Raw genomic sequence first — 25422 nt, 5'->3', positions numbered from 1 at the left:
GCCTAAGTAGTTGACCAGGAGTAACAATAAACTGTGAGCGACGAACTGATGACCCCCGAGAACAACGTCCAGCGCATCATGAGCACGGGCACGGTGTGGTTCGGCGTCGCGGTCGGGTCGGTCGCCGTGGTGGCGGGACTGCTGCTCGCGTCGGGGTGGCGGCCGAGCGAGCTCTCCAACGGCCTCCAGACCCTGTGGTGGGTGGCTTCCGGAATCGTGGTGCTCAGCATCGGCCTGATCGGGTGGTCTGGCTGCCCCATCCTCGAGGTGAGCGTCGCCGTCGCCGACCGCAACAAGACCCGTACCATGCAGCTCGGCGTGATGCTCTTCATCATCGGCGGGGCTGCCGCGCTGCTCGCCGTGATGCTCGAACCGGCCGCCTGAGCAGTCGGCCGAACCGCCGGCGGATCAGACCGTCGGCGGGCCGCTCGTGTCGGTCGTGCTGCGCGTGACCTGCTCACCGCTGGCCGGGTCGACCGCCGACCGCGTGGTCGACGTCGAGCGTCGGCGCTGCAGCGTGAAGACGAGGCTGATGACGAACACCACGACCCCGGCGCCCATGAGGATGTAACCGATCAGCGCGAGGTTCACGAACCCGCCGAGATCGACGTTCACCGCGAAGGCGAGGATCGCCCCGATGACGAAGAGTGCGATTCCGGTTCCGATGCCCATGTCCCACGTCCTTCCGTTGTGCAGGTCGCGCACCTGCCTACCACCACGGCCCTGCGACCGCTCGGGTCGACCGAGATGATCATCAGGTGTCGGGCGAGCTAGCGGTCGGCGCCGGGCGCAGACGTGCGTGCGTCACGGGTGCCGGTGATCTCCGACTCGGGGAGTGCTGCGGTGAGACGGGCGAGCGTCGGCTCGTCGAGCGCGAGCGAGGCGGCGGCCGCGTTCTCGTCGAGGCGCTCGCGGCGCCGGGTGCCCGGAATCGGCACCGCACCCTCGGCCATCACCCAGGCCAGCGACACCTGACCGGGCGTGGCACCGAGCTCGCGGGCGATCTCCTCGACCCGGGCCACGAGGGCGAGGTTCGCTTCGATCGCGGCCGGCTGGAACCTCGGCAGGCCGCGCCGCGCATCCGTCGCATCGAGGTCGTCGACCGAGCGGATGCGCCCCGTGAGCACGCCGCGGCCGAGGGGCGAGAAGGCGACGAGCCCGATTCCCAGCTCGTCCATCGCGGCCTTCTCGCCGTTGTGCAGCACGTCGCGCGAGAAGAGCGAGAACTCCGACTGCACCGCGGCGAGCGGATGCACGGCGTGCGCCCGCCGGATGGTGGCCGCCGAGGCCTCGGAGAGCCCGATGTGCCGCACCTTGCCCTCGGCCACGAGCTCGGCCATCGCGCCGACGCTCTCCTCGATGGGCACGGCGGGGTCGACCCGGTGCAGGTAGTAGAGGTCGATCACGTCGGTGCCGAGGTGGCGCAGCGACCGTTCGGCAGCGCGGCGGATGTAGGCGGGGGTGCCGTTGCGGCCGTGCACGGTGCCGTCGTCGTCGGTCTCGCTCGAGGCCTTGGTGGCGAGCACCACCTCGTCGCGACGGTCGCCGAGCGCCCGTGCGATGAGCTTCTCGTTCTCGAACGGCCCGTAGGCCTCGGCCGTGTCGATGAAGCTCACGCCGAGGTCGACGGCGTGGCGGAGGGTGGCGATCGACTCGCGCTCGTCGGCGGCACCGTAGAAGGCGCTCATGCCCATGGCGCCGAGGCCGAGGGCGGAGACCTGGAGGTCGTCTCCGAGCGAGGTGAGCGGGATGCGGGTGGGCGCGGTCGTCATGCGTTCTCCTTCTCGGCCACCGCGTGGCGGTAGCTGCTGATCTTGGCGTCGAGCGCGGCCAGGTGCGCTCGGGTGCGGGCCAGGTCGGCGAGCACCCGCTCGCGGTGCTGCTCTAGCACGGCGAGGCGCGACGCCTCGGTGCCCGCGGTGCGGCTGAGTTCGGCCATGCGGCGAACGTCGCCGATGCCCATCCCTGTCTCCCGCAGCATCACGAGACCGGCGATCCAGGCGAGGTCGGCGGAGCCGTAGCGCCGTCGGCCGCCTCCGTCGCGGGGTGCGGGGTCGAGTAGCAGGCCCGCCCGTTCGTAGTAGCGGAGCGTGTCGACGCTCAGCCCGGTGGCGCGCGCGGTCTCGCCGATCGACAGGCCCTCGGGAGGCACGTCGACCTCGAGGGAGGGGAGGGGGACTTCGCTCATGACTCCCATGGTGCGACCTGGAGTGCACTCCAGGTCAAGCGGTTCTGCGAAACCGGAGGGGTCAGCGGGTGACGGCCACGTAGACCAGTGCGGCGGTGCCGCCGACGAGCAGCACGGCGGCGAGGATGCGCACGGCGAGGTTGCGGGTGAAGTGCTGCCAGGGGGACTCGAGGTCGGGGCGGTGGAACCGGCCCTTGCGGGAACCGTGCGGAGCGCGCGGAGTGCTCGGCGTGGGGGCGGGCACCGGAGCGGGAACGGGCACGGGCTCGGGGCGGCGGGCCACGGTCAGATCGAGGTCCCAGGGGAGCTCGTCGTCGGATTCTCGTGGTTCTGACCGCATGCCGGCGAGCCTATGCCGATGCCGTCCGGACGGCGATGGGGAGAACTCCCCACACCGCCACAGCGGCGAGAACCCCGGGAGCGCGGCGTGGTGTGCGGCGATGTCGGTGGTGCGGCGCACAATGGCCGCATGATGAACACGCAATCCTGTGAGCGCTGCGAAGGGTCGGGTGCCGACCCGATGCAGGCCTTCTTCGACGACGTCGTCGAGCTGTGCTCGGAGTGCCGTGGCGACGGAGTGGTCGTTGTCTTCGACGACGAAACACTTTACGCGGAGCTGCCGCTCTCGGCCTAGCCCCGCAAGGAATGGTGCCGAGTCCCTCAGGGGATGGGAGAATCGCTACAAGAGGTGGTGGCACGACGACCGGCAGCTCATGAGGGGAGGCAGCGATGGCGACGAGATACCGCCGCGGCCTCGCGCGGTCGGCTGCTCCTGCGAAGCTCGACGAGGGCGATCCCTACGCCCAATACCTCAGCTGGGTGGCCGACGGCCGGCCGACTCTCGCCAGCGCGGCCGGTGATTCGGGGCTGATCGACGGCCCCATCGCGCTCGCCGCCCGCCCCGAAGAGAGCACGGTGCTGCTGGGTGAGCACGTGCAGGTGCAGGAGCGCGCGGCCTCCGGTGGTGCCGAGTCCCTGCTGCCGCGCAGCCGCTGGCAGCGTCTGGTCGACGCCATCCGCGGGCCGGGCCGCTGACGCGACGAAGCCGCCGGCCTCGGGGCCGACGGCTTCGTGCGATGACGCGTCTCGGTCGCTCAGCCCACGCGGGCGAGCGAGAAGTGCACCGCCCCGTGGTCGTCGACGTTCGCGTCGAGGATGGTGTCGTCGAGCACCGGGGCCACGATGTCTTCGAGGTACACCCGGGCCCCCTCGCTCTCGACGACTTGGTCGGTCGGCTCGGGTCGCGGCGCGACGGCCACGTCGAAGCTGTCGCCCTTCTCGGCGGTCGAGATGCGGAGCCCCACTTCAGAGGCTCCGGGGGTGTCGCCGAGACTCACGATCGTGCGGTCGGCGAGGGTCTTCACGACGGTGCCGGCGTTCTCGGTGAGGGTGAGCATGTGCTTGTCCTTCCGGTTGCGATCAGGAGTTCACCACCCTGCTCTCCTCGGCCGTCCGGCGGAACCCCTACTCAGGGAGCTTTGCGGTGCTGCTCAGGCCGCTGTGTGCTCGCCGATCAGCCGCCACACGGTGCGCGTGAGGGCCGGATGCTCGAGGGCGATCTGGCGCATCACCCGGTAGTCGCGGGCGGGCGAGGGCTTACGGCCCCCGTCGGCGGCGATGTTGTCGGCCCGCAGAAGGTAGACCACGAGCTCGTCGACGGTCGGCAGCTCTTCCATGAAGTCCCACGGGTCTTCGCCGGCCAGCAGTCGCTCCTGCACGATGGTGGCGAGCTCGTCTCCGGCCTCGGCGCGCAGCACCTCGAGACTCGCGCGCCCGCGCGGCAGGTGCTGGTCCAAACTCACCCTTCGAGCCTAAGACACCGTCCGCGACTCTGGCGCGTCGCGTAAGGTGAGCCACACCAGGCTGTGAACAGAAAGGCGCACCGGCGCGATGAATCTGCACGACGTCCGCGTCCGTCCGAGTGAAGACCAGTTGCCGCGGGAGCAGCAGCTGGCGTGGAAGATCGCCGAGGTGGCGGTCGATCCGGTCGAGGTCACCCCCGAGGTCACCGAGATGGTCATCAACCGGGTCATCGACAACGCGGCCGTCGCCGTGGCGAGCATCACGAGGGGCCCGGGTGTCGCCGCCCGCGCCCAGGCGCTCGACCACCCCTATGAGGCCGGTGCCGCCGTGTTCGGCGTGACCGGAGGCTACAGCCCCGAGTGGGCGGCCTGGGCGAACGGGGTGGCCGTGCGCGAGCTCGACTACCACGACACCTTCCTCGCCGCCGAGTACTCGCACCCGGGTGACAACATCCCGCCGATCCTCGCCGTGGCGCAGCATCGCGGCTGCGACGGGGTGGCGCTCGTGCGGGGCATCGCCACCGGCTACGAGATCCAGGTCGACCTGGTGAAGGCCATCAGCCTGCACAAGCACAAGATCGACCACGTCGCCCACCTCGGCCCGAGCGCGGCGGCCGGCATCGGAACCCTGCTCGGGCTCGGCACCGAGACCGTGTTCCAGGCCATCGGCCAGGCGTTGCACACCACCACCGCCACCCGCCAGTCGCGCAAGGGCGAGATCTCCACCTGGAAGGCGCACGCCCCCGCGTTCGCGGGCAAGATGGCGGTCGAGGCCGTCGACCGGGCGATGCGCGGGCAGACCAGCCCCACCCCCATCTACGAGGGGGAGGACGGCGTGATCGCGTGGCTGCTCGACGGCAAGGATGCGCACTACACGGTGCCGCTCCCCGCCGCGGGCGAGGCCAAGCGCGCCATCCTCGACACCTACACCAAGGAGCACTCGGCCGAGTACCAGGCCCAGGCCTGGATCGACCTCGCCCGCCGGCTGCACCACGCGCATCCGGAGCTCACCGACCCGGCCAACGTGGGCAGCATCACCATCCACACCAGCCACCACACGCACTACGTGATCGGCTCGGGCGCGAACGACCCGCAGAAGTACGACCCCACGGCCAGCCGGGAGACGCTCGACCACTCCATCCCGTACATCTTCACGGTGGCGCTGCAAGACGGTGCCTGGCACCACGTCGACTCCTACGCGCCCGAGCGCGCCGCCCGGCCCGACACCGTCGAGCTGTGGCACCGGGTGCGCACCCTCGAAGACCCGGAGTGGACCCGCCGCTACCATTCGCTCGACCCGGCCGAGAAGGCGTTCGGCGGGCGGGTGGAGATCATCCTGCGCGACGGCTCCACCATCACCGACGAGATCGCCGTGGCGGATGCGCACCCGCTCGGGGCGCGGCCGTTCGCCCGGGCCGACTACGTGAAGAAGCTGCGCACCCTCGCCGCCGGTGTGATCGAGGACGCGGAGATCGACCGGTTCCTCGGACTCGCCGAGCGCCTGCCTTCGCTCTCTCCTGCCGAGGTGCGCGCGCTGAACCTGGTGGCCCAGCCGGGCCTGCTCGAGGCCATCCCGCTGCCGAAGGGACTGTTCTGATGCTGTACTCCACCGTGCCGGCCGCCGAGAAGCGCGCCCGGTTCCGCGCCGCGCTCGACTCGGGTGTGCTGCAGCGGCTGCCCGGGGCGTTCAACCCGCTGAGCGCTCGGCTCATCCAGGAGAAGGGCTTCGAGGGCGTCTACATCTCGGGCGCCGTCATCGCGGCCGATCTGGGGCTGCCCGACATCGGGTTCACCACCCTCACCGAGGTGGCGACGCGGGGCGGCCAGATCTCGCGGATGACCGACCTGCCCACCCTCATCGACGCCGACACCGGGTTCGGCGAGCCCATGAACGTGGCCCGCACCGTGCAGGAGCTCGAGAACGCGGGCGTCGCCGGCCTGCACATCGAAGACCAGGTCAACCCGAAGCGCTGCGGGCACCTCGACGGCAAGGCCGTGGTCGACGCCGACACCGCGGTGAAGCGCATCAAGGCCGCCGTCGATGCCCGGCGCGACCCCAACCTGCTCGTGATGGCCCGCACCGACGTGCGCGGGGTGGAGGGGCTGGGCGCGGCGATCGACCGGGCGAAGCAGCTCGTCGACGCGGGTGCCGATGCGCTCTTTCCCGAGGCGATGGCGTCGCTGGAGGAGTTCGAGGCGATGCGCGCGGCGATCGACGTGCCGATCCTGGCGAACATGACCGAGTTCGGCAAGAGCGAGCTGTTCACGAACAAGCAGCTGGCCGACGTGGGCGTGAACCTCGTCATCTACCCGGTGTCGCTGCTGCGCATCGCGATGGGTGCTGCAGAACGCGGGCTCGACCGGCTGGTCGACGAGGGCTCGCTGAAGGGCGAGGTGGCCGGGATGCAGACCAGGGCCCGCCTCTACGAACTGCTCGACTACGAGGCGTACAACGCGTTCGACACCTCGCTGTTCAATTTCGACGTCCCGACCGCTCGATGACCCGCACCCGCCAGTTGACCCGCACCCGCTCGATGAGGAGCTGACATGACCGATCCGTCCGACATCCGCAAGGGCCTCGCGGGCGTGGTGGTCGACACCACCGCCGTCTCGAAGGTCAACCCCGAGACCAACTCGCTGCTCTATCGCGGCTATCCGGTGCAGGAGCTGGCCGCCTCCTGCTCGTTCGAGCAGGTCGCCTACCTGCTCTGGCACGGCGAGCTGCCGACGGAGGCGGAGCTCACCGCGTTCGAGGAGCTCGAGCGGTCGCAGCGCGCCCTCGACCCGGCCGTCAAGCGGGTCGTCGACGAGTTGCCGCTCACCGCGCATCCGATGGACGTGCTGCGCACCGCCGTCTCGGTGATCGGGGCGCTCGACCCCGACTGGGCCGACGCGTCGCCCGCGGGCAACCTCGCGAAGTCGGTGGCGCTGCTCGCGCGCATCCCGGCCGTCGTCGCCTACGACCAGAGGCGGCGTCGCGGGCTGCCGCTCGTGGCGCCCGACGACTCGCTCGGCTACTCGGCCAACTTCTTGCGCATGACCTTCGGCGAGGTGCCGAGCGAGGTGGTGGTGAAGGCGTTCGACGTGTCGATGATCCTCTACGCCGAGCACTCCTTCAACGCCTCCACCTTCACCGCGCGGGTGGTGACCTCGACGCTCTCCGACCTCTATTCGGCCGTGGTCGCGGGCATCGGCGCGCTCAAGGGTCCCCTGCACGGCGGCGCCAACGAGGCCGTCATGCACGTGTTCGACGAGATCGGGTCGGCGGATGCGGCCGAGGCGTGGCTCGACGACGCGCTGGCGTCGAAGAAGAAGATCATGGGGTTCGGGCACCGCGTCTACAAGAACGGCGACTCGCGGGTGCCGACCATGAAGGCGTCGCTCGACACCCTCGTGGCCGAGTACGACCGGCCCGACCTGCTCGCGCTCTACGACGCACTGAACGACGCGATGCAGGCCCGTAAGGGCATCCAGCCCAACCTCGACTACCCCTCCGGGCCGGCGTACCACCTGATCGGCTTCGACACCGGGACCTTCACGCCGCTGTTCGTGGCGTCGCGTATCACCGGCTGGACGGCCCACATCATGGAGCAGCTGCAGGCGAACGCGCTCATCCGCCCGCTGTCGGCCTACGTGGGGGTCGCCGAGCGGCACGTGGGGCGGTGACGCCGAGTCGGTAGGGTTCGGTCAGGGGGTGTGCTGATGGATGGACTCGACCCGATGTCGATCGTGGTGATCGCCGGGCTCGCGGTGATCGCCCCGCTGCTGGCCGGCGCCGTCGGCCGGGTGGCCAAGGTGCCGCTGGTGGTGTTCGAGATCGTGCTCGGGATCATCGTGGGCCCGAGCATTCTCGGGTGGGTGGCCGAGAGCGGGTTCATCGACGGGCTGTCGGAGTTCGGGCTCGCCGTGCTGTTCTTCATGGCCGGCAACGAGATCGACTTCAAGGCGATCAGCGGGCGGCCGCTGCGCCGAGCGAGTCTGGGCTGGCTGATCTCGCTGGCGGCCGGTGTCGCCGCCGGGCTGCTGCTCGCCCCGTCGATCGAGGCGGGCATCATCATCGGCATCGCGCTCACCTCGACGGCGCTCGGCACCATCATGCCGATGCTGCGCGACGCGGGAGAGCTCTCCACCCCGTTCGGCCGCGCCGTGACGGCGCTCGGCGCGGTCGGGGAGTTCGGGCCGTTGGTGGCGATCTCGCTCTTCCTCAGCGGGCGGTCGCCGATCGTGGCCGGGGTGGTGCTGTTCGGGTTCGTGCTGGTCAGTGGGCTGGCCATCCTGATCGCCGCCCGCGGGCCCTACCCGAAGCTGCACGCCATCGTGAACGCCACCCTGCACACGAGCGGGCAGTTCGCGGTGCGGCTGGTGCTCTTCATCATCGCGGCGCTCGTGGTGCTGAGCATCGTGCTCGGGCTCGACATGCTGCTCGGGGCCTTCGCCGCGGGCGTGCTGTTCCGCGCCTTGCTGCGCGGAGCCGCCGAGGCCGACCTCGAGCTGGTCGAGACGAAGCTCGAGGCGGTGGCGTTCGGCTTTCTGGTGCCGATCTTCTTCATCTACACGGGTGTCACCTTCGATCTCGTGTCGCTCGTGAGCGACCCCGACGCGCTGCTGCTGATGGGGGTGTTCCTCGTGCTGCTGCTCGTGGTGCGCGGGCTGCCGGGGGTGCTCGCGGCGCCGCCCGGCGCATCCGCTCGCGACCGCGTGGCGATCGGGCTGTTCAGCGCGACCGGGCTGCCGATCATCGTGGCGGTGACGAACATCGGGCTCGACCAGGGGGTGCTCGCCGCGTCGACCGCCGCGGCGCTCGTGGGTGCGGGCATGCTCTCGGTGCTGGTGTTCCCGCTCATCGCCTTCGGCCAGCGCCGTCGCTCTCTTGGCGGTGCGCCTCTGGCACCCGACCGCGACCCCCACATCGCCGTCGAGGGCTGACCCGCTCCCCGCTCTGCTCCTTCCTCGCCTCCACCTCCCCCGCTGCTGGAGGTCCGGGTGAGGCGGGCGAGGCTTGCGCGGCGGGCGCGACGGTTGCGGGGAGGTTGCGGGGCCGGGATGCGCGGTCGCGGGCCTGCGCGCCGTTCCTACGCTGGCCCGCATGACTCGGTTTCCCTCACACTCTCCGTCGCGCGCGGCCGCGATGCTCACCCTCGGTGCCGGCACGGCTCTCGCGCTGACCGCCTGCTCGTTCTCGTTCGGACCCGGAGACGGTGTCTCGACACCCGGGGCGGGCGGCGTCACGGGCGCAGACGCCGGCGGTGCGGTCGGATTCGACGCGGTGCAGTCCGCGGTGCTGCAGATCGAGGCGGTCGGCACCTTCGCCGACCCTGAGTACGGCGACTACGAGGCGGCCGGCCGCGGGTCGGGCTTCATCGTGACGCCGGACGGTCTGGCCGTCACCAACAACCACGTCGTGGTCGGCGCCGGCACCCTCGACGTGTGGGTGGGCGGCGACACCTCCACCACGCTCAACGCGAAGGTGGTGGCGTCGAGCGAGTGTCTCGATCTCGCCGTCATCCAGCTCCAGAAGGGCGACTACCCCTACTTCGCCTGGCACGAGGGCGAGATCACCACGGCGACCGACGTCTACGCGGCTGGGTTCCCTCTCGGCGACCCCACGTTCACCATGACCCGCGGCATCGTGTCGAAGGCGTCGACCCCCGGAGAGACGCCGTGGGCCTCGCTCGATTCCGTCATCGAGCACGACGCGCGCATCCGTTCAGGTAATTCGGGCGGGCCCCTGGTCGATGCCGACGGCCGCCTGATGGGCGTCAACTACGCCGGCAGCGACCTCTACGACACCAACCTCGCCATCCACCGCGATGAGGTGCAGGCGGTGCTCGACGAGCTCGAGACCGGCACCGACGTGCTGAGCCTCGGCATCAACGCCCACGCCGTCACCGACGACGAGGGCAACGGCCTCGGCGTGTGGGTGAGCTCGGTCGCCGCGGGGTCGGTGGCGGATGCGGCGGGCGTCGAGCCCGGCGACCTGCTCACCCGGATGCAGGGGGTCACCCTCGCGCAGGACGGCACCCTCTCCGACTACTGCGACGTGCTGCGCACCCACGGGCAGGACGGCGTGATCGACGCCGAGCTCTACCGCCCCGCGGAGGGCATCTACTACCGCGGTCAGTTCAGCGGCGACCCGCTCGAGCCCGTCGAGGTGCTCGGCGGAGCCGGCGGGGTGGCCGGTGGCGGGTCGAGCACGGGATCGTTCGAGACCGTCTCCGACGACTCCGGCACCATCTGGGTGGAGGTTCCTGCAGCCTGGAACCAGATCGACGGAGCACCCCTCGATACGGATGCGGGTCGCTGGGCCACGATCGTGGCCGCTCCCTCGCTCGACGGGTTCAACAACTCGTGGAACACCCCCGGTGTCGCGATCTCGGCGTCGACGGAGGCGGTAGGGATGGTCTCGCCCGACGACCTGTTGCAGGGCAGCGCCGACTTCCTCGTGGGGGAGGGCTGCACGTCGCTCGGCCGCCAGCCGTTCGCCGACGGTTACCACACGGGAGAGTTCGAGGTCTTCGACTCCTGCGGTGGCGTGGGGGCGCGGTACCTCACCCTCGCCGCCACGAGCGACGACGGCAGCTACGTCATCACCGTCAACGTGCAGGCCAACAGCGACGACGACCTCGCCGCCGTCGACCGCATCCTGGGCAGCTTCATCGCGGAGTTCTGAGTCGCTGCGGCTCCAGATGGGCACTTGAAGAAATCCTCACCATGGTGCAGGCTGGAGGTGCGGACCCGCCCGGCTCAGAGCCGGAGACCGGGTCCAGCTTCTTTTCTCGGGTGTCATGTGCGGGGTGTTGGCTCAGACCTCGAACAGTCCGGTGTCGATTCCGTTGAGAAGTTCGCGCCAATTCCAGGCGAATTCCTTCTCTGGGAGACGGACGATCTGCTGGTAGCTCGCGTAGGCGACCATGTCGGCGAGTTGTATCCACTGACTGTGGTGGGAGTTCAGGAATCCAGGATCTTCCATCAATGCCCTGCCGTCGAGTGCGAGTGATCGGTGCGCAGAGGCATATGTCGCGTCGGTGCCATCGCCATCCATCAGGATGTAGCCGAGTTCCCCGGCCCTCCGGAGCCGAACATCGAGCATTGAGACCAACTCTCTGTAGACCCTGGCGCGTTCGCGGGAGTACTCGGTGCGACGGAGTCCGCTCCGAGAGAAGATCGTCCCGACGCCGACCCACTCCCAGGTAGCCAAGCGGCACAGTGACTCCTCGACGACCTGGGATCGATGGAGCTTTCGGCGGTTCCACCCCTCACCTCGGCTTGACGGGTTGCCTCGGCCGTTGGCGAAGTTCGTGGCGTGCAGTTCGTACTGCTTCGCGATCCCGTGGCGCTGATCGAGATCCTTCCTCCAGGCCAAGACATCGCGCAGGCCTGACCCCCAGTGGTCTGCGGCCAGTTCGAGCCAGCTGAAGGTGGCGATCCCACTGCGCTCGGCGCCGGAGTCGTCGACGTAGAAGAGTCGGACCGGCTTCACGGACCGGTGTGGACTCGGCTCGGATCGCATGGTGATGAGAACAGCACAGATGCCGGGTCGGCGAGGATGATCGCACTGCGTTGTGGATAACGTCGAGTTGTGAACAAGTGCTGCGGAGAGGTTTTCAACTTACAGGGTATTGACTAACTCATTGAGGGGATGAATACTGTTCGGGTGCCTACGAACCCCCTCCGTATCCAGTTGTTCGGGCCCGTGCGCGTGCGCCGCGGGCGGGAGCATCTGCTGCTCGGCGGCGTCTTCCGCCGCGCCATCGTGGCCCGGCTCGCGCTGGTAGCGGGAGAGCCGGTCTCGACCGACGAACTCGTGGCGGGCCTGTGGCCGCAGCCGCCCGCTGCGGCAGTGAGTTCGCTGCGGGCGCAGGTGTCGCGTCTGCGCCAGGGCGAGCTCGGCGGCGTCGTAGGGGGTGGTCGTGGCGGATACGTCCTCGACCCGCAGGGGGTCGAGATCGACGCCGCAGAGTTACGTGGCCTCGCCGCCACGGGAGCGGATGCCCCGCGAACGTGGCAGGGCAGGCTCACCGCGGGCGCGCCGCTGGCCGATCTCGACGGATTCCCCTTCGTGCCCGAGGCGCGGGAGCGGCTGGCGGAGCAGCGGGTGGCGGCGGTCGAGGCGTTCGCCGGCAACCGGCTCGCCGACGGCGATCCCCGAGAAGCGCTCGGAGCGCTCACCTCGCTGCTCGCGATGGAGAAGGCCGCGCGTGAGTCCACGATCGTGCTGGCCGCCGAGGCGAGTGCGCGTCTCGGTCGCGCCTCGGAGGCGCTCGAACTGCTCGACGGAATCTCGGCAAGGGAGAGCCCGATCGAGATGGAGATGCACTCCATCGCCCTGCCGCTCCGAGCCGGCGGGATGCACAGGGTGGCCGTGCAGGAGCGCCCGGTGGATCTCGACATCGCCGCGCTGCGGGAGGCCATCGTGCGTCACGACCCCGCCGTGTCGCCACCGCGCACGGCCGATCTGGTCGCCCGTCGCGGCATTCCTCTGCCGATCAGCTCGTTCGTGGGCCGGAGCGACGAACTCGCCGCGGTGCACGCCGCCCGGCGGTCATCGCGACTCATTACGCTCGTGGGCCCCGGCGGGGTGGGCAAGACGCGCCTCGCCATCGAGAGCGCGCGGCGGGTGGCGCATCCGGAGGACGACGAGCAATGGATGATCGACCTTACCGTCCTCGACCGTGCGGACGGGTTGCCCGACCTGCTCGCGGAATGCCTCGGCGGTACACGGCCCGATCGCGTGTCTGGAAACGAGAGCGTGCTCGACGCCGTCGCCGAGCGGCTCGCCGGCCGCCGGGTGCTGCTCGTGCTCGACAACGCCGAGCATCTCAGGCAGGCCGTGGCGGCGCTCGCCATCGACCTCCTCGCCCGCTGCCCCGGTCTCACCGTGCTGGTGACCACCCGCGAAGCGCTCCGGGTGCCGGGCGAGAAGCTCATCCCCGTGGAGCCGATGTCGGTCGACGACAGCGGCGACGCGGTCGCGCTCTTCGAGGCCCGCGCCCGCGACGTGGTGCCCGGCTTCGACGCGAGCGCCGACCTCCAGCGCAGCGTGCGCGCCATCTGCGCCCGCCTCGACGGACTCCCGCTCGCGCTCGAGCTCGCCGCGGCGCGCCTCGACGTGCTCGACCTGGACGAGCTTCGTGCGGCCATCGAACAGGACGGCCTGCTGAGGCTCCACCCGAACGCCTCGACGGGTGACCGCCCGCACGACAGGGGCCGCCACGCCGACCTCCGCGCCACCCTCGACTGGAGCATCGACCTGCTCTCCCGGCCTGAGCGACTCCTGCTGCGCCAGCTCGCCTGGTTCGCGGGCGCCTTCGACCTCGACGCCGTCGATGCGATCTGCGCCTCCGAGCACGGCCGGCCGCGCGATCTCGTACTCGCTCTGGCGCGCAAGTCCCTCGTCGCGGTGGACAGCACCGCGGGTCGACGGCACTACCGCCTGCTGCAGTCCGTGCGCCAGGCGCTGCTCGAACCGGGCCCCGAACCCGACTGCCCCGAGGTGCTGGAGCGCTGGCGGCGACGCCACACGCTCCACTACGCCTCCTGGGTGCTCGCGCTCGACGACCGGGTGCGCAGCCCCGAGGCCCGCGAGCTGCATGCCCGCCTCGATGCGGCCCGACCCGACCTGCAGCTCGCGTTCGAGACCGCGGTCGGGGCCGCCGATCGCGAGAACGCTCTGCGGCTCGCGGGCGGGCAGGCGTGGCATTGGTTCCGGCGGGGGTCGTTCGTGCGGGCCAGGCACGCGCTCGACCGGGCGTTCGCGATCGACGGCGCCGCGCATCCGGACACCGTGGCCAGGGCCTGCCTCGGTGCCGTCATGAACATCCACCGCTCGGGCGACGAGTTCGGTGGCGAGCGCTACGCCTTCGAGGGAGCAGAGGCGGCCGGGCTCTCGGGCGACCCCACCTGGCGGTCGCTGTTCGCGGCGTGCACGGGCATGTGGCGGGCGACGGTGGGCGACGTGGCGGGCCACGACGAACGGATGCGCGTGGCGGTGGGGCTGCTCGACGAGGTGGCACCCTGGGCGGTCAGCGAGGTGCACCTGTTCCGCGGCATCGCGAAGGGCTATCTCGAGCAACCCGCGCAGGCGCTCGAGGCCTTCGCCGAGGCACACCGCACCGCCCGGGCCTGCGGGCACAGGTGGGCCGTCGATGCTGCGGCGCTGCGCCTGGCGCACCTCTACATCAAGCTCAGGCGCGGGCGGGACGCGGTGTCGCAGGTGAGGGCGGCGGTGCGCGGCGCGGTCACCGACGGCGATATGCACGCGGTGGTCACGACGCTGCACACCGGGGCCGGGGCGTGCGCGCTGCTCGAGCGGCACGGCGACGGTGCGGCGCTGCTCGGGGTGGTCGACACCGTGGCCCAGCGCTTCGGCTACGACCGGCGGTCGGTCGAGCCCGCCTACTGGAGCGGCTACCGCGACCGCGTGCGGCAGGGGCTCACGCCGGCCACGTGGCGACGGGAGTACGCCAGAGGCACACGACTCGGCATCGGCGACGCGATCAGGCTTCTCGAGGAGGTCGCGTCGTGACGCCGCGCCCGCGCCCGCGATGGCCGTAGGGTGGCGGCATGGATGCAGACGACGAGCGGGATGCGCGGCTGACCCGCGCCGTGGAGCTGGCGGCCGAGGCCAGGGCGCGGGGCGACCACCCCTTCGGTGCGCTGCTGGTGGCACCCGACGGCACGGTCGTCGAGGTGCTCAACTCCGTGCTCACCGACCGCGACCCCACCGGGCACGCCGAGACGAACCTCGTGCGCGCGGCGGCTCGGCGGCTTGAGGCGGGCGAACTCGCCGCGTCGGTGCTCTACACCAGCACCGAGCCGTGCGCGATGTGCAGCGGCGCCATCTATTGGGCGGGCATCGGCACCGTGGTGTTCGCCCTGTCGTCGTCCGCGCTCACCGCGATCGTCGAGGAGCAGAGCCGGGCGGCAGGGCGGGGCGACGAGGCCGAGCCGACCCTCGAGCTGTCGTCACGCGAGCTCTTCGCGCGGGGCGGCCGCACGGTGACGGTCGTCGGCCCGATCGAGGTGCCCGGCGGGGCCGAGGTGCACGCCGGCTTCTGGGCTTGACCCTACTGGGCCTGACCGCGCGCGGCAGGCGCCGCTTCTCAGCCCATCGCCGCGACCGCGCGCGTCAGCACCTCGTCGGGCGTGCCGTCGATGCTCACCCGCGCACCGTGCTCGTCCGGCGCGAGCGACTCCAGGGTGGCCAGCTGCGAGGTGAGCAGAGCCGGCGGCATGAAATGCCCGACCCTCGCCGAGATGCGGCGGAGCAGCAGCTCGGGGGTGCCGTCGAGTTCGACGAAGAAGGTGCCGGGCGCGGCACGGCGGATGCGGTCTCGGTAGACCCGGCGCAGGGCCGAACAGGCCATCACGACCCCCTCCGAGTGGGCGGCGAGCGTGGAGCCCACCACGTCGAGCCAGGGCCACCGGTCGTCGTCGGTGAGCGGGATGCCCGACGCCATCTTCTCGACGTTGGCCGCCGGATGCAGGTGGTCGGCATCGATGAACGGCAGCCCGAGCCTCGCCGCGAGACCCGCGCCGACGACCGACTTGCCGGCCCCGGAGACCCCCATCACCACGACGGCCGACCCGCTCACGAACCCACCGCCTGGCGCACCTCGGCCCAGCTGCCGCCGGCGGCCATGTGCTCCACCCCGATGAGGTGGTCGAAGATGATGTTCGTCTGCGTCGACGCGACCGAGCTGTCCATGCTGAGTTCGGTTGCCACGAAGTCGCGCAGCTGGCCGGTGGTGGTGCAGGCGACGTGGATCAGGAAGTCGTCGGCCCCGCCGAGGAAGAACACGTCGAGCACGTTCGGCAGGGTCACCACCCGCTGCGCGTAGGTCTTGATCTGGGCCCGGGCCTGGGCCTTCAGGCGTACCGCGACGATCGCCTCGATCGGTAGCCCGAGCGACGCCCAGTCGGGCTGGGCGTGGAACGAGCGCAGCACGCCGTTCTCGACCAGGGCGCGCACCCGCGCCAGGCAGGTCGAGGGTGCGATGCCCACGCGCTCGGCGAGCTCCTTGTTGGGGAGGCGGCCCTCGCGGCAGAGCTCCCAGACGATGCGCTCGTCGATTTCGTCCATGGTGGCCATCGGGCCCCTTTCGTCGAATCAGAGGCCCTCATATACGACCACGGCCGAATTATATTCGGACTGGATGACATAAAGACGAATCCTGTCTCATAATCGTGTTCGACCGAGCGCGCCGCGCGCATCCGTACGCCCCCGACGAGGAGACCCCGTGATCATCGGCGTTCCGAAAGAGATCAAGAACAACGAGTTCCGCGTGGCGATGACGCCGTCGGGCGTCTTCGAACTCGTCAAGCACGGCCACAGTGTGCTCGTCGAGCACGGTGCGGGCCTCGGCGCCGCGATCGCCGACGCCGAGTACGAGGTCGCCGGGGCCGTGCTCGCCGATGTCGACACGGTGTGGGGCGCCGAGATGATCGTGAAGGTCAAGGAGCCCATCGCCCCCGAGTACGGGCGACTGCGCGAGGGCCAGCTGCTCTTCACCTACCTCCACCTCGCGGCGGCCGAGCCGCTCGTCGAGGCCCTCCTCGCCTCGAAGGCCACCTCGATCGCCTACGAGACGGTGCAGCTGGCCGACGGGTCGCTGCCGCTGCTCGCCCCCATGAGCGAGGTCGCGGGCCGGCTGTCGGTGATGGTGGGCAGCTACCACCTCATGGGCTCGAAGGGCGGCCGCGGCGTGCTGCTCGGCGGCGTGCCCGGGGTGCGCCCGGCGAAGGTCACCGTCATCGGCGGCGGCATGGCCGGCGAGAACGCGGTGCAGCAGGCCGTGGCGGCCGGGGCCGACGTGACGGTGCTCGACCTCAGCATCCCGCGGCTGCGCCACCTCGACGAGGTGTACGCGGGGCGCGTGAAGACGGTCGTGTCGAACGCCTACGAGATCGAGCGCTCGGTGCTCGAGGCCGACCTCGTGATCGGCGCCGTGCTGGTGCCGGGAGCCGCCGCACCGAAGCTCGTGTCGCACGAGCTCGTGGCCCGCATGAAGCCGGGGTCGGTGCTCGTCGACATCGCGATCGACCAGGGCGGATGCTTCGCCGACTCGCGGCCCACCACGCACGACGAGCCGACTTACGTGGTCGAGAACTCCATCTTCTACTGCGTGGCCAACATGCCCGGTGCCGTCTCCGCCACGTCGACCGCGGCGCTCACCAACGCCACGCTGCCCTACGTGGTGCGGCTCGCCGACCTCGGCTGGAAGGCTGCCGTGGCCGCGACCCCCGCGCTCGTGCCCGGCGTCTCCACGGTCGACGGTCACCTCACCCACGCGGGCACCGCCGAGGCGTTCCCGCGCTTCGGGTACACGCCCTTCTCCGAGCTCCCCGCCGCCTGAGCCGACCCGGCGCGAGCCGGCACGAGACCCTGTGCGGGTGGGCCCGCTGTGGTGGGCGCGCCCATCCGCACAGCACCTTCCCGCGCTCGGCATCCTCCCGCCGGCTCAGCACCCTGCGCTCAGTCGCGCAGCACGAGGGCCGCGAGGACCGCTGCAACGGCGACGAGCGCGACGATGATCGCGACGACGGCGCCCCATCCGCCCGAGACCAGCGCCACGCCACCGAGCCACCCGAACAGGCTCGACCCGGCGTAGTACGCGAGGTTGTACAGCGACGCCGCCTGGGCGCGCCCGACGGTGGCCTCGCGCCCCGTCCATCCCGAGGCCACCGCGTGCGCCGCGAAGAACCCCGCGGTCGCGACGAGCAGGCCGGCGAACACCACCGGCAGCGAGTCGACGAGCGTGAGCAGCACCCCCACGGCCATCACCACCGCCGACCCGACCAGCACCCGCTGCCACCCCCACCGGGTGGCGAAAGCCCCCGCTCGCGACGCCGACAGCGTGCCCGCGAGGTAGGCGAAGAAGATGAGGCTCACCACGATCTGTGGCAGCCAGAACGGGTCGCCGATGAGCCGGAAGCCCAGGTAGTTGTAGAGCGCCACGAACGCACCCATGAGCAGGAACCCTTGCGCGTACAGCGTGAGCAGCCGGGGCGATCGGATGCTCGCAGTCAGCCGGTGGCCGAGTCGCGCCGCCGCCGACCCGGCCTCGGGTCGCGCGAATCCGCGCGGTCGCGGCACCAGCACCGTGAACGCGAGCGCCGACAGCGCGCAGAGCACCGCCACTGTGAGCATGCCGACCCGCCACGACACGGCCTCGCCCACCGGCCCGGCCACCACCCGTCCGAGCAGCCCGCCCACCGAGGTGCCCGCCACATAGATGCCCGCGGCTCGCCCCGCATCCGCTCGTCTGATCTCCTCCTGCAAGAACGCGATCGCGGCCGCGGGCACCCCCGCGAGGAACGCGCCCTCGAGAAAGCGGCCGCCGAGCAGCAGCGGGATGGACGGGGCGAACGGCACCAGCAGTCCGAGCAGCGAGGCTCCCGAGAGCGAGATCACCATCGACCGCACCCGCCCGAGCCGATCGGCGAGCACCGACCAGGGCAGCACCCCCGCGGCCAGGCCCAGAGTGGCGACCGAGAGGGTGAGCGCAGCGGTGGCGGGCTCGACGCCGAGCTCGGCCGATATCTCGGGCAGCAGGGCCTGCGGCGAGTACAGCTGCGCGAAGGTGGAGACGCCGGCGAAGAACAGGCCCGCCAGGATGCGCCGGTAGGCCCGGCTGCCCCGCGCATGACCGTCCCAGCTCACGCTCCGAAGCCTATCCGGCCACGAATCCTGCCCGAATCCGACGAAATGTTACCGGCGAAATACGCCTGTAATCTGCGGCGGCGATACTGGAACAGCAACGTAAGCCGTTGCGGGCCCACCGGGCCACAAGATCTCGGTGGTGTGTGTGAGAGATGTCGATGTCTCCTGCCCGTCCCCGCGGATCGTTCGAACGTACGACTGGCCAGGTGCATTTCCCGCATCCCTCATTTCCTGTCAATCGGTAATGAAGTGGAAAGCAATGGCACTGAAAGCAACGATCGTCGTCGGCAATCCGAAGCCGAAGTCGCGCACTCTCAAGGTCGCGGAGACCCTGGTCGAGAAACTCCTCGCCCCCGGCTCCTACGAGCTCGAGATCATCGATCTCGCCGATCACACGGCCGAGATCTTCGCGTGGCCCTCGGAGGAGATGGCCGCCCTGAACGCCCGGGTCGCCGAGAGCGACCTCGCGGTGTTCGCGTCGCCCACCTACAAGGCCAGCTACACCGGCCTTCTCAAGGCCTTCCTCGACCGGTACCCGGCGAACGGCCTCGCGGGCGTGACGGCGATCCCGGTGCACACGGGGGGTGACCTCACCCACGCGATGGGCCCGACGGTCAACCTCGCACCGCTGCTGGTGGAGCTCGGAGCGGTCGTGCCCGGCCGCGGCTTCTACTTCGTGGCCGGCCAGATGGACCATCTCGACGAGATCGTCGACCAGGCCGCCGCGGAGTACGCCGCGAACCTCGCCCGCCTCGCCACCGTCGCCGCCGCGACACAGTCCGCTACCGCATCCGTGCCGGTTTCCTGACCGCAACTAGGAGCTGAGAACAATGACCATCGCCCCCGAAGAATCCATCGTCACCGGTCCCGCGTTCGACCCCCGTGTCTTCCGTGACACGCTGGGCCACTACGCCTCCGGCATCACCATCATCAGCGGCATCGACGAGGAGGGCCCGATCGGGTTCACCTGCCAGTCGTTCTACTCGGTCTCGACCGAGCCGCCGCTGGTCTCGTTCAGCGTCATGACGAACTCCACCACCTACCCGCGCGTGCGGGAGACCGGCAAGTTCGTGGTGAACGTGCTCGCCCACGACCAGCACACCGTGTCGAACCAGTTCGCCCGCAAGGGCACCGACAAGTGGGCCGGCATCGAGTGGACCCCCACGGCCGCCGGCAACCCGGTGATCGCCGATACCCTGATGTGGCTCGACTGCGACATCTGGGCCGAGCACGAGGCCGGCGACCACTACATCGTCATCGGCCGTGTCAACGAGATGAGCCCGGCGTCCTGGCACAAGGAGGAGCCCCTCCTGTACTTCAAGGGCCAGTACCGCCACCTCCGCGAGGCCAGCTAGTCTCGCCCACCGACGGCATCCGGGGCTGCGCCTCCCGACAGTGCGCCGCCTCCCGAATACGCTGCGCCTTACCCGAGCAGACCCCGGATGTCGTCGGCCGAGAGCCCCTGTGAGAACAGATCGTCCTCGCCCGGTGCGTCACTCCCCCCGCTCCCGAGCACGTCGTCGAACAGCTCGGCCTTGCGCTCCTTCAGCTGCATGACCTTCTCCTCGATGGTGTCCGCTGCCACCAGGCGGTAGACGTTCACCGGCTTGTGCTGCCCGATGCGGTGCGTGCGGTCGATGGCCTGGTTCTCGCTCGCCGGGTTCCACCACGGGTCGAGCAGGTACACGTAGTCGGCCTCAGTGAGCGTCAGCCCGAAGCCGCCCGCCTTGAGACTGATGAGGAACACGGGCGCATCGCCCTCGCGGAACCGCGCGATCACCTCCGGGCGCTTCGTGGTGGACCCGTCGAGGTACTCGAAGCGGATGCCCGCGGCCGTCAGGCGTTCGGCCGCCTTGCCGAGAAAGCCGGTGAACTGGCTGAACACCAGGGCGCGGTGCCCCTCCGCCACCACCTCGCCGAGGTGCTCGAGCAGCACGTCGAGCTTCGACGACGGGATGTTCGTGTGGGCCTCGTCGACGAGGCTCGCGTCGAGGCTCAGGATGCGCAGCAGGGTCAGCGAGCGGAACACGATGAAGCGGTTGCGGTCGAGGTCGTCGAGCAGGCCGAAGAGCTTGCGCCGCTCACGCTGCAGGGTGGCGTCGTAGAGCTGCCGGTGTGCCGGCGAGAGCTCGACTTCGAGCACCTGCTCCTGCTTCTCGGGCAGCTCGGGGGCGACCTGGTCTTTGGTGCGGCGCAGCAGGAACGGCCGGATGCGCCGCCTCAGCGTGGCGAGGGCCTCCGGTGAGATGCCGCGCTCGATGGGGCGCTGGAACTTCTCGGCGAAGCGGGTGGCGGAGGGGAAGAGACCGGGCGCGACCAGGTCGAACAGCGACCACAGCTCGAGCAGGTTGTTCTCGAGCGGGGTGCCCGTGATGGCGAAGCGCACCGGAACGTCGAGCTCGCGCACGGTGGCGTGCAGCTTGGAGAGGTGGTTCTTCACGAACTGGGCCTCGTCGAGGAAGAGGCTCGACCAGCGCTGGGCGCGGTAGGCGCGGGCGTCGAGGCGGAGGAGGGCGTAACTCGTGACGACGACGTCGGCCTCGGCGGCGAGTTCGGCCAGCGGGCGGGCGGCGACCTTCTCGGTGGTGGTGACGGTGCGCACCCGGAGGGAGGGTGTGAAGCGTTCGGCCTCGAGCGCCCAGTTCGCGACCACGGAGGTGGGGGCCACGACGAGGAAGGGGGCGGGTCGCTCGGTCTCCGCCGTTTCGCGGGCGTGGGCGATGAGGGTGAGGGCCTGGAGAGTCTTGCCGAGGCCCATGTCGTCGGCGAGCACCCCGCCCAGTCGGTGCCGCCACAGCTGGGCGAGCCAGTCGAACCCCGCCCGCTGGTAGGGGCGGAGCTCGGCGGTGACCGCCTCGGGCACCAGGGTGGGCGGGACCGCGCCGCCGCCCGCATCCGGAGCCTCGTTCTCTGCCGCTGTCATCGCCAGCGCCGCCACCGACGATCGCCAGGCCGCCGCCTCCGGGCTCTGCTCGGCCACGTCGTCGAACGCCGGGAACACGGCGAAGCGGTGCCGGCTCACCCGTGGGCCGGTCTCCCACTCGTCGAGCGCGTCGGCCTCGTCGAGCAGCTCGCGCAGGCGGTCGAACGCCGGGTGGTCGAGCGAGAGGTAGCTCTTGTCGACCATGAGCAGCTTCTTGCGGCCCTGGGCCAGCGCCTTGAACAGGGGGCCGAACGGCACCGTGTATCCGTTGATGTTCACCACAAAGCCGAGGTCGAACCAGTCGCGCTTCAGCGTCTCGACCGCGGTGAGGGTGACCTCGGGGTGCCCCTCGATCTCGCGGTAGGCGGGCCGCTCGCCGATCACGTCGACCCGCACGTCGGCGCGCGCCTCGAGCATCGGGATCGCCTTCTCGGCGAACGCGGCGGCATCGACCCCGCGCAGCGTGAGCGAGGGGGTGAGGGGGTCGATCGTGGGCGGGAAGCGGGTGAGCACCGCGTCGAGCTCGATCGCGACCGCCGCGAGCGTGGCCGTCTCGGCGGTGGGGTCGCGGTGGCCGGCCCAGTCCCAGTCGAGCTGCAGCACGTCGCCGGGGCGAAACCGTGCGGTGAGCACGAGCGTGGGCGGCGGAACCTCGGGGAGGGTCAGTGCGTCGTCGGTGCTCTCGAGGGTGACGCCGCGCTGCAGGTCGGGGTAGTACTCGGCGAAGAACTGCTCGGTGTCGGTCGCGGGCACGTGCAGCGGGGCGCGCCCGAGAAGGGCGGTCTCTTCGGGGGTGAGCGGATGCGCGAGGCGGGCGAGCACGATGAGCGGCTGCTTCGAGAGGGTGTAGCGGTAGACGCCGTGGGTGCCGAGGGCGCCCGCGTTGTGGGCGGGGTGGGGCGGATGCGCGGGGTCGCCGTGATCTGTGACGACCGGATCGAGCAGGAGAGAGCCGTCGGGCCCTCCCCGCGCCAGCAGGAGCACCTCGACCGGGTCGCGCGACACCACGACCGCGCCGCTGCGGGCCGAGGTGACCAGCTCGATGCCGAGCGTCTCCGCCTCGGCGAGCAGCTGCCAGAGCAGAGGGCTGGTGAACTCGTCGAGGGTGATCCACTCGGCTTCGGCCGGTGCGGTCTGGGGGCGCGTGGCGCGGTGGAGGGCGGCGAACTGTGCGAACCAGCGGTGGTGCTCGGGGTCGAGCCGGTGGCGGTTCACCTGGTGGCTGAACGAGCCCCAGGTGAGGTTCGACTTCACGTACGAGCCCGACGAGCTCCGCACGGCGGGGCGCACGCCGAGGCGCCGGGGTGCCCTGAGCGCGAGCGCATCGGCGAGCTGATCGGGGTCGAGCGGATCGGGGTCGAGCGGGTCGCTGCCCGGTGAGCCTTCGGGCGCAGCCAGGTCTGCGTCGTCGGGGACGGCCTTCGCCGAGGTCGGGCCCCGCCACCTGTCGTGGGTGCGCGGGGTGAGTGCCCGCAGCTCGAACTGCAACCCCATCGGGGTCGTGCCCTCCGGTGGCGCACCCCGCGCATCCTGAATCGGCCGCTCCTCCGCGGCTCCCAGCACCGAGCCCATCACGCTGCGCCAGCCCGCGCGCGGATCGGGGCGGGATTCGGCAGGCATGCACCCATGCTCTCACCGGGTGCCGACATCGGCGCCCGCCCGGGGGAGCGGCGTCGGGTGCCCGCGTTGCCCCGCTCGGCCGTGCGTGCTAGGCTCTGATACTCGTGCGGTGGATTCCACTGCATGATGCGCCCTTAGCTCAGCTGGATAGAGCGTCTGACTACGGATCAGAAGGCCAGGGGTTCGAATCCCTTAGGGCGCACCGAATCACCGAGGCTCCGATCATCGCGATCGGAGCCTTTTTGCTGGGCGGCGTCGACGGGTGGGGTGCGGTGTACACAGGGCTCGCGGCCGGAGTTATCGGGGTGGCGATCGGGCTCCTGGTCGTGGCATTGCTGCTGCGGTGGTCGACCGTGAGGCTGCTCTCCACCACGGCGCCCGAGGTGTCTCCGGCTCCCGCCGCCCGGGCGGAGCGGACTGCACCGGTGCCCCCGACGAGTCAGGTGCTCGACGATTCGCTCTTGGCCGGCGTGGAACGACGTGCGGCTGCGGCTCTGCTGCTCGATCTTCAGGCGCGTGGCGTCATCGTGCTCCGTGAGGCTGCGCGTGGAAGGGCGCCCGCCGTCGAGATCGCCGTGCCTGCCGCACTCGCGCCCGCCGAGGCGCAGATGGTTCGTGCCTACCTCGACGCCGAACCCGTGGCCGGGCTCCACCAGCCGGGCCGATCACGGGATGCGCGCCGCGGCCGCCTGGCAGAGGCACTCGACGAAGCGGCTTGGGCGGCCTCGCGGCGCGGCGTGATCAGTGCGCCGTGGCGGTGGCCATCGCTCCTCGTCGTGACGCTCGCGCTGCTCGGCGTGCTCGTCGCTGCCTTCCTCATCGTTCTCGTCGTGCCGAACCCGGCCTCCACCGCGCTCGCCATCGCCGCCCTCCTCGCGTTCGCCGCCGTCGTGGCGGCCGTACCCGCGCGCCTCGGCCGTCCCCACCCCACCACCGACACCCGCCGCCGCGAGCTGCGCACCCTGCGCGCCTCGACCGCCGCCTCCGCCTCCGCAGCTGTGCCCTCGGCCGGCCCAGCGCCGGTGGCGACAGCCGGATCCGCGCCCTCCGCCCGCGACCTCGTCGCCCTCGCGCTCTTCGCCCCGCGTGCGACCCTCGCCGGTGTCGCCCTCCCCGGCGTTCCCGCCCTCACCCTCCACGACCTCATGCGCGCCGCCGACGCCGGCAGCCCTCGCTTCCGCCTCGCCTACACCGTCATCGATGGCATCAGCTTCCTCAACCGCGCAACCTCCTGACCGCCGCAGTGTAACGGCGGGTGGCGGTCAGCAGCGGGCGGCGGAGGCGAAGCCGAGCCAGGTGTGGCGGTTGCCGGCCCAGCACCAGCCGAGCTTCGGGGCACCCCGGACGGCGCGGCCGTCGCGGCCGGTGCCCGACGAGATCCAGATCGCGGGGGTGCGGGCGTCGAGCCCGCCCGCCGGGCGGCGCAGGCGAGAACCGATGGTCATCGCGCAGAAGTTCGGCTCGAGCTGATCGGGCTGCTGCAGGAACCAGCTGACCCCCTCGCTGACGGTCAGCGGCCGGCGACCGCGGGAGACGATCTCGGGCAGCGCCTCGTCGGGGCTCCAGTTGCGCAGGTCGTCGCCCCGCTCGACCTCGTGCACCAGGTACAGCGGCCGGTCGGGCACGTCGATGTCGTCGAGCGGCTCGAACTGGTCGAGGTCGGAGAAGTCCGACACCACGAAACCCGGCTTGCCCGAGCGCGAGAGCAGCGGCACCAGCCTGCTCACGGGCACCAGAGAGGGATGCACGATGAGGATCGACCGCGCCCCGCCCCGCAGCTTCGACGCCGCGCTCCGCAGCTCCTCGGCGCTCACCCCGGCCAGCTCGGGCACCCCCAGCGCCACCAGCCGCTCCACCTGCTCCCGCACGGTCGGCGTTGTGGCCGTGGCGGTCGGGGCAGGAGCGGTTGAGGTCAAGGACACGGGCGGCCCCTCTCGTTCGGCGACGATCAGGCCAACCCCGCGCATCCGCCAAACCTTCCCGCAAGCACCCCGCGCGCCGAGTGCAGTAACGAGCGGCGTCCGTCAGTCCGCGTCAGGATCGACGAGATCGGCCGTCGGGCCGGGGGCCTCGGGGTCGGCGTCACCGTCCGCGTCGGGGTCGGGGTTGTCGGCGTGCGGGTCGGCCGACTCGGACTCCCGGCCGGCGTCGGGTGCCGCCTCGCTATCGGGTCCGAGATCGGGGTCGAGCTCGTCGTCGCTCAGGTCGCTCATGGATGCTCCGTTCG

General features: G+C 70.9%; 27 protein-coding genes and 1 tRNA gene. 15 read left to right on the top strand and 13 right to left on the bottom strand.

Annotated elements, in window-relative coordinates:
* Positions 1-33 precede the first annotated feature (33 nt).
* Complete coding sequence (locus N1031_RS15795; protein WP_259480694.1) at positions 34-384, top strand: hypothetical protein; 351 nt, start codon at positions 34-36, stop codon at positions 382-384.
* A gap of 24 nt (positions 385-408) precedes the next feature.
* On the opposite strand, the gene N1031_RS15790 is transcribed toward N1031_RS15795, so the two are convergent.
* The 4 genes from N1031_RS15790 to N1031_RS15775 all read right to left on the bottom strand — a co-directional run bounded on the left by N1031_RS15790 (position 409) and on the right by N1031_RS15775 (position 2528).
* Positions 409-672, bottom strand: coding sequence for a DUF6458 family protein (locus tag N1031_RS15790; RefSeq protein WP_259480693.1), 264 nt, complete (start codon positions 670-672; stop codon positions 409-411).
* A gap of 98 nt (positions 673-770) precedes the next feature.
* Entirely contained in the window at positions 771-1772 is a 1002-nt protein-coding gene (locus N1031_RS15785; protein WP_259480692.1) for an aldo/keto reductase, read from the bottom strand.
* Entirely contained in the window at positions 1769-2188 is a 420-nt protein-coding gene (locus tag N1031_RS15780) for a MerR family transcriptional regulator (RefSeq protein WP_259480691.1), read from the bottom strand. The genes N1031_RS15785 and N1031_RS15780 overlap by 4 nt, the downstream gene beginning before the upstream one ends.
* A gap of 61 nt (positions 2189-2249) precedes the next feature.
* The gene (locus tag N1031_RS15775; protein WP_259480689.1) at positions 2250-2528 is read right to left on the bottom strand and encodes a hypothetical protein; all 279 of its coding nucleotides are present in this window, start codon (positions 2526-2528) and stop codon (positions 2250-2252) included.
* 129 nt (positions 2529-2657) lie between these two features.
* Here N1031_RS15775 and N1031_RS15770 point away from each other — a divergent pair, with 129 nt between their 5' ends.
* Together N1031_RS15770 and N1031_RS15765 are read left to right on the top strand one after the other, a co-directional pair.
* Positions 2658-2822, top strand: a complete 165-nt coding sequence (locus tag N1031_RS15770; protein WP_259480688.1) for a hypothetical protein — start codon at positions 2658-2660, stop codon at positions 2820-2822.
* Between the two features lie 95 nt (positions 2823-2917).
* Positions 2918-3223 carry a hypothetical protein gene (locus N1031_RS15765; RefSeq protein ID WP_259480686.1) on the top strand — a complete coding sequence of 102 codons (306 nt, stop codon included), beginning with the start codon at positions 2918-2920 and terminating at the stop codon, positions 3221-3223.
* Between the two features lie 59 nt (positions 3224-3282).
* Here N1031_RS15765 and N1031_RS15760 read toward each other — a convergent pair whose 3' ends face one another.
* Positions 3283-3585 carry an iron-sulfur cluster assembly accessory protein gene (locus N1031_RS15760; protein ID WP_259480685.1) on the bottom strand — a complete coding sequence of 101 codons (303 nt, stop codon included), beginning with the start codon at positions 3583-3585 and terminating at the stop codon, positions 3283-3285.
* Positions 3586-3678: 93 nt separating this feature from the next.
* The gene (locus N1031_RS15755) at positions 3679-3990 is read right to left on the bottom strand and encodes a tryptophan synthase subunit alpha (protein WP_259480684.1); all 312 of its coding nucleotides are present in this window, start codon (positions 3988-3990) and stop codon (positions 3679-3681) included.
* Positions 3991-4078: 88 nt separating this feature from the next.
* Here N1031_RS15755 and N1031_RS15750 point away from each other — a divergent pair, with 88 nt between their 5' ends.
* From N1031_RS15750 to N1031_RS15730, 5 genes are all read left to right on the top strand, one after another.
* Positions 4079-5587, top strand: a complete 1509-nt coding sequence (locus N1031_RS15750) for an MmgE/PrpD family protein (RefSeq protein ID WP_259480683.1) — start codon at positions 4079-4081, stop codon at positions 5585-5587.
* Complete coding sequence (gene prpB / locus N1031_RS15745; RefSeq protein WP_259480682.1) at positions 5587-6492, top strand: methylisocitrate lyase; 906 nt, start codon at positions 5587-5589, stop codon at positions 6490-6492. Before N1031_RS15750 ends, prpB begins: the two co-directional genes overlap by 1 nt.
* Positions 6493-6537: 45 nt before the next feature.
* On the top strand, positions 6538-7656 hold the full coding sequence (locus N1031_RS15740; RefSeq protein WP_259480681.1) for a bifunctional 2-methylcitrate synthase/citrate synthase: 1119 nt from the start codon (positions 6538-6540) through the stop codon (positions 7654-7656).
* A 36-nt stretch (positions 7657-7692) separates the two neighbouring features.
* Positions 7693-8916, top strand: a complete 1224-nt coding sequence (locus tag N1031_RS15735) for a cation:proton antiporter (RefSeq protein ID WP_259480680.1) — start codon at positions 7693-7695, stop codon at positions 8914-8916.
* Between the two features lie 160 nt (positions 8917-9076).
* Positions 9077-10660, top strand: coding sequence for a S1C family serine protease (locus tag N1031_RS15730; RefSeq protein ID WP_259480679.1), 1584 nt, complete (start codon positions 9077-9079; stop codon positions 10658-10660).
* Between the two features lie 132 nt (positions 10661-10792).
* Here N1031_RS15730 and N1031_RS15725 read toward each other — a convergent pair whose 3' ends face one another.
* Positions 10793-11470 carry a DUF3800 domain-containing protein gene (locus N1031_RS15725; RefSeq protein ID WP_259480678.1) on the bottom strand — a complete coding sequence of 226 codons (678 nt, stop codon included), beginning with the start codon at positions 11468-11470 and terminating at the stop codon, positions 10793-10795.
* Between the two features lie 174 nt (positions 11471-11644).
* Between N1031_RS15725 and N1031_RS15720 the strand changes: the two genes are divergently transcribed.
* Both N1031_RS15720 and N1031_RS15715 read left to right on the top strand, forming a co-directional pair.
* On the top strand, positions 11645-14515 hold the full coding sequence (locus N1031_RS15720) for an AfsR/SARP family transcriptional regulator (protein WP_259480677.1): 2871 nt from the start codon (positions 11645-11647) through the stop codon (positions 14513-14515).
* A gap of 38 nt (positions 14516-14553) precedes the next feature.
* Positions 14554-15054 carry a nucleoside deaminase gene (locus tag N1031_RS15715; protein WP_259480676.1) on the top strand — a complete coding sequence of 167 codons (501 nt, stop codon included), beginning with the start codon at positions 14554-14556 and terminating at the stop codon, positions 15052-15054.
* A gap of 38 nt (positions 15055-15092) precedes the next feature.
* Here the strand turns inward: N1031_RS15715 and N1031_RS15710 are convergent, their stop codons facing one another.
* Entirely contained in the window at positions 15093-15584 is a 492-nt protein-coding gene (locus N1031_RS15710; RefSeq protein ID WP_310795706.1) for a gluconokinase, read from the bottom strand.
* Entirely contained in the window at positions 15581-16072 is a 492-nt protein-coding gene (locus tag N1031_RS15705; protein WP_259480675.1) for an Lrp/AsnC family transcriptional regulator, read from the bottom strand. Before N1031_RS15705 ends, N1031_RS15710 begins: the two co-directional genes overlap by 4 nt.
* A gap of 157 nt (positions 16073-16229) precedes the next feature.
* Here N1031_RS15705 and ald point away from each other — a divergent pair, with 157 nt between their 5' ends.
* Positions 16230-17345 carry an alanine dehydrogenase gene (gene ald, locus N1031_RS15700; protein WP_259480674.1) on the top strand — a complete coding sequence of 372 codons (1116 nt, stop codon included), beginning with the start codon at positions 16230-16232 and terminating at the stop codon, positions 17343-17345.
* Between the two features lie 119 nt (positions 17346-17464).
* On the opposite strand, the gene N1031_RS15695 is transcribed toward ald, so the two are convergent.
* On the bottom strand, positions 17465-18652 hold the full coding sequence (locus tag N1031_RS15695; protein WP_259480673.1) for an MFS transporter: 1188 nt from the start codon (positions 18650-18652) through the stop codon (positions 17465-17467).
* A 259-nt stretch (positions 18653-18911) separates the two neighbouring features.
* On the opposite strand from N1031_RS15695, the gene N1031_RS15690 reads away from it, so the two are divergent.
* Together N1031_RS15690 and N1031_RS15685 are read left to right on the top strand one after the other, a co-directional pair.
* Positions 18912-19460: an NADPH-dependent FMN reductase gene (locus N1031_RS15690; protein ID WP_259480672.1), complete on the top strand. Its 549-nt coding sequence runs from the start codon at positions 18912-18914 to the stop codon at positions 19458-19460.
* Between the two features lie 22 nt (positions 19461-19482).
* Positions 19483-20007, top strand: a complete 525-nt coding sequence (locus tag N1031_RS15685) for a flavin reductase family protein (RefSeq protein WP_259480671.1) — start codon at positions 19483-19485, stop codon at positions 20005-20007.
* Between the two features lie 68 nt (positions 20008-20075).
* Here N1031_RS15685 and N1031_RS15680 read toward each other — a convergent pair whose 3' ends face one another.
* Positions 20076-23195, bottom strand: a complete 3120-nt coding sequence (locus N1031_RS15680) for a DEAD/DEAH box helicase (RefSeq protein ID WP_259480670.1) — start codon at positions 23193-23195, stop codon at positions 20076-20078.
* Between the two features lie 128 nt (positions 23196-23323).
* Here N1031_RS15680 and N1031_RS15675 point away from each other — a divergent pair.
* Positions 23324-23397 (top strand) — tRNA-Arg (locus tag N1031_RS15675).
* A gap of 40 nt (positions 23398-23437) precedes the next feature.
* Positions 23438-24430 carry a hypothetical protein gene (locus tag N1031_RS15670; protein ID WP_259480669.1) on the top strand — a complete coding sequence of 331 codons (993 nt, stop codon included), beginning with the start codon at positions 23438-23440 and terminating at the stop codon, positions 24428-24430.
* A gap of 27 nt (positions 24431-24457) precedes the next feature.
* Here N1031_RS15670 and N1031_RS15665 read toward each other — a convergent pair whose 3' ends face one another.
* A complete protein-coding gene (locus N1031_RS15665) occupies positions 24458-25117 on the bottom strand; it encodes a DUF5701 family protein (protein ID WP_259480668.1) in 660 nt (219 codons plus the stop codon).
* 102 nt (positions 25118-25219) lie between these two features.
* Entirely contained in the window at positions 25220-25408 is a 189-nt protein-coding gene (locus N1031_RS15660; protein WP_259480667.1) for a hypothetical protein, read from the bottom strand.
* Between the last annotated feature and the right edge of the window lie 14 nt (positions 25409-25422).

This window comes from Herbiconiux moechotypicola (assembly GCF_024979255.1).
Taxonomy (GTDB): Bacteria; Actinomycetota; Actinomycetes; order Actinomycetales; family Microbacteriaceae; genus Herbiconiux; species Herbiconiux moechotypicola.
The sequence above is the reverse complement of the archived record's forward strand: the minus strand, read 5'-3'. Positions and strand labels throughout refer to the sequence as shown.

Coding starts and splice junctions, on each gene's coding strand:
- N1031_RS15715 (WP_259480676.1), top strand. CDS start 14,554: ATGGATGCAGACGACGAGCGGGATGCGCGGCTGACCCGCGCCGTGGAG.
- N1031_RS15750 (WP_259480683.1), top strand. CDS start 4,079: ATGAATCTGCACGACGTCCGCGTCCGTCCGAGTGAAGACCAGTTGCCG.
- N1031_RS15785 (WP_259480692.1), bottom strand. CDS start 1,772: ATGACGACCGCGCCCACCCGCATCCCGCTCACCTCGCTCGGAGACGAC.
- N1031_RS15770 (WP_259480688.1), top strand. CDS start 2,658: ATGATGAACACGCAATCCTGTGAGCGCTGCGAAGGGTCGGGTGCCGAC.
- N1031_RS15735 (WP_259480680.1), top strand. CDS start 7,693: ATGGATGGACTCGACCCGATGTCGATCGTGGTGATCGCCGGGCTCGCG.
- N1031_RS15705 (WP_259480675.1), bottom strand. CDS start 16,072: ATGGACGAAATCGACGAGCGCATCGTCTGGGAGCTCTGCCGCGAGGGC.
- N1031_RS15790 (WP_259480693.1), bottom strand. CDS start 672: ATGGGCATCGGAACCGGAATCGCACTCTTCGTCATCGGGGCGATCCTC.
- N1031_RS15780 (WP_259480691.1), bottom strand. CDS start 2,188: ATGAGCGAAGTCCCCCTCCCCTCCCTCGAGGTCGACGTGCCTCCCGAG.
- N1031_RS15730 (WP_259480679.1), top strand. CDS start 9,077: ATGACTCGGTTTCCCTCACACTCTCCGTCGCGCGCGGCCGCGATGCTC.
- N1031_RS15765 (WP_259480686.1), top strand. CDS start 2,918: ATGGCGACGAGATACCGCCGCGGCCTCGCGCGGTCGGCTGCTCCTGCG.
- N1031_RS15775 (WP_259480689.1), bottom strand. CDS start 2,528: ATGCGGTCAGAACCACGAGAATCCGACGACGAGCTCCCCTGGGACCTC.
- prpB (WP_259480682.1), top strand. CDS start 5,587: ATGCTGTACTCCACCGTGCCGGCCGCCGAGAAGCGCGCCCGGTTCCGC.
- N1031_RS15690 (WP_259480672.1), top strand. CDS start 18,912: ATGGCACTGAAAGCAACGATCGTCGTCGGCAATCCGAAGCCGAAGTCG.
- N1031_RS15685 (WP_259480671.1), top strand. CDS start 19,483: ATGACCATCGCCCCCGAAGAATCCATCGTCACCGGTCCCGCGTTCGAC.
- N1031_RS15660 (WP_259480667.1), bottom strand. CDS start 25,408: ATGAGCGACCTGAGCGACGACGAGCTCGACCCCGATCTCGGACCCGAT.
- N1031_RS15740 (WP_259480681.1), top strand. CDS start 6,538: ATGACCGATCCGTCCGACATCCGCAAGGGCCTCGCGGGCGTGGTGGTC.
- N1031_RS15760 (WP_259480685.1), bottom strand. CDS start 3,585: ATGCTCACCCTCACCGAGAACGCCGGCACCGTCGTGAAGACCCTCGCC.
- N1031_RS15680 (WP_259480670.1), bottom strand. CDS start 23,195: ATGCCTGCCGAATCCCGCCCCGATCCGCGCGCGGGCTGGCGCAGCGTG.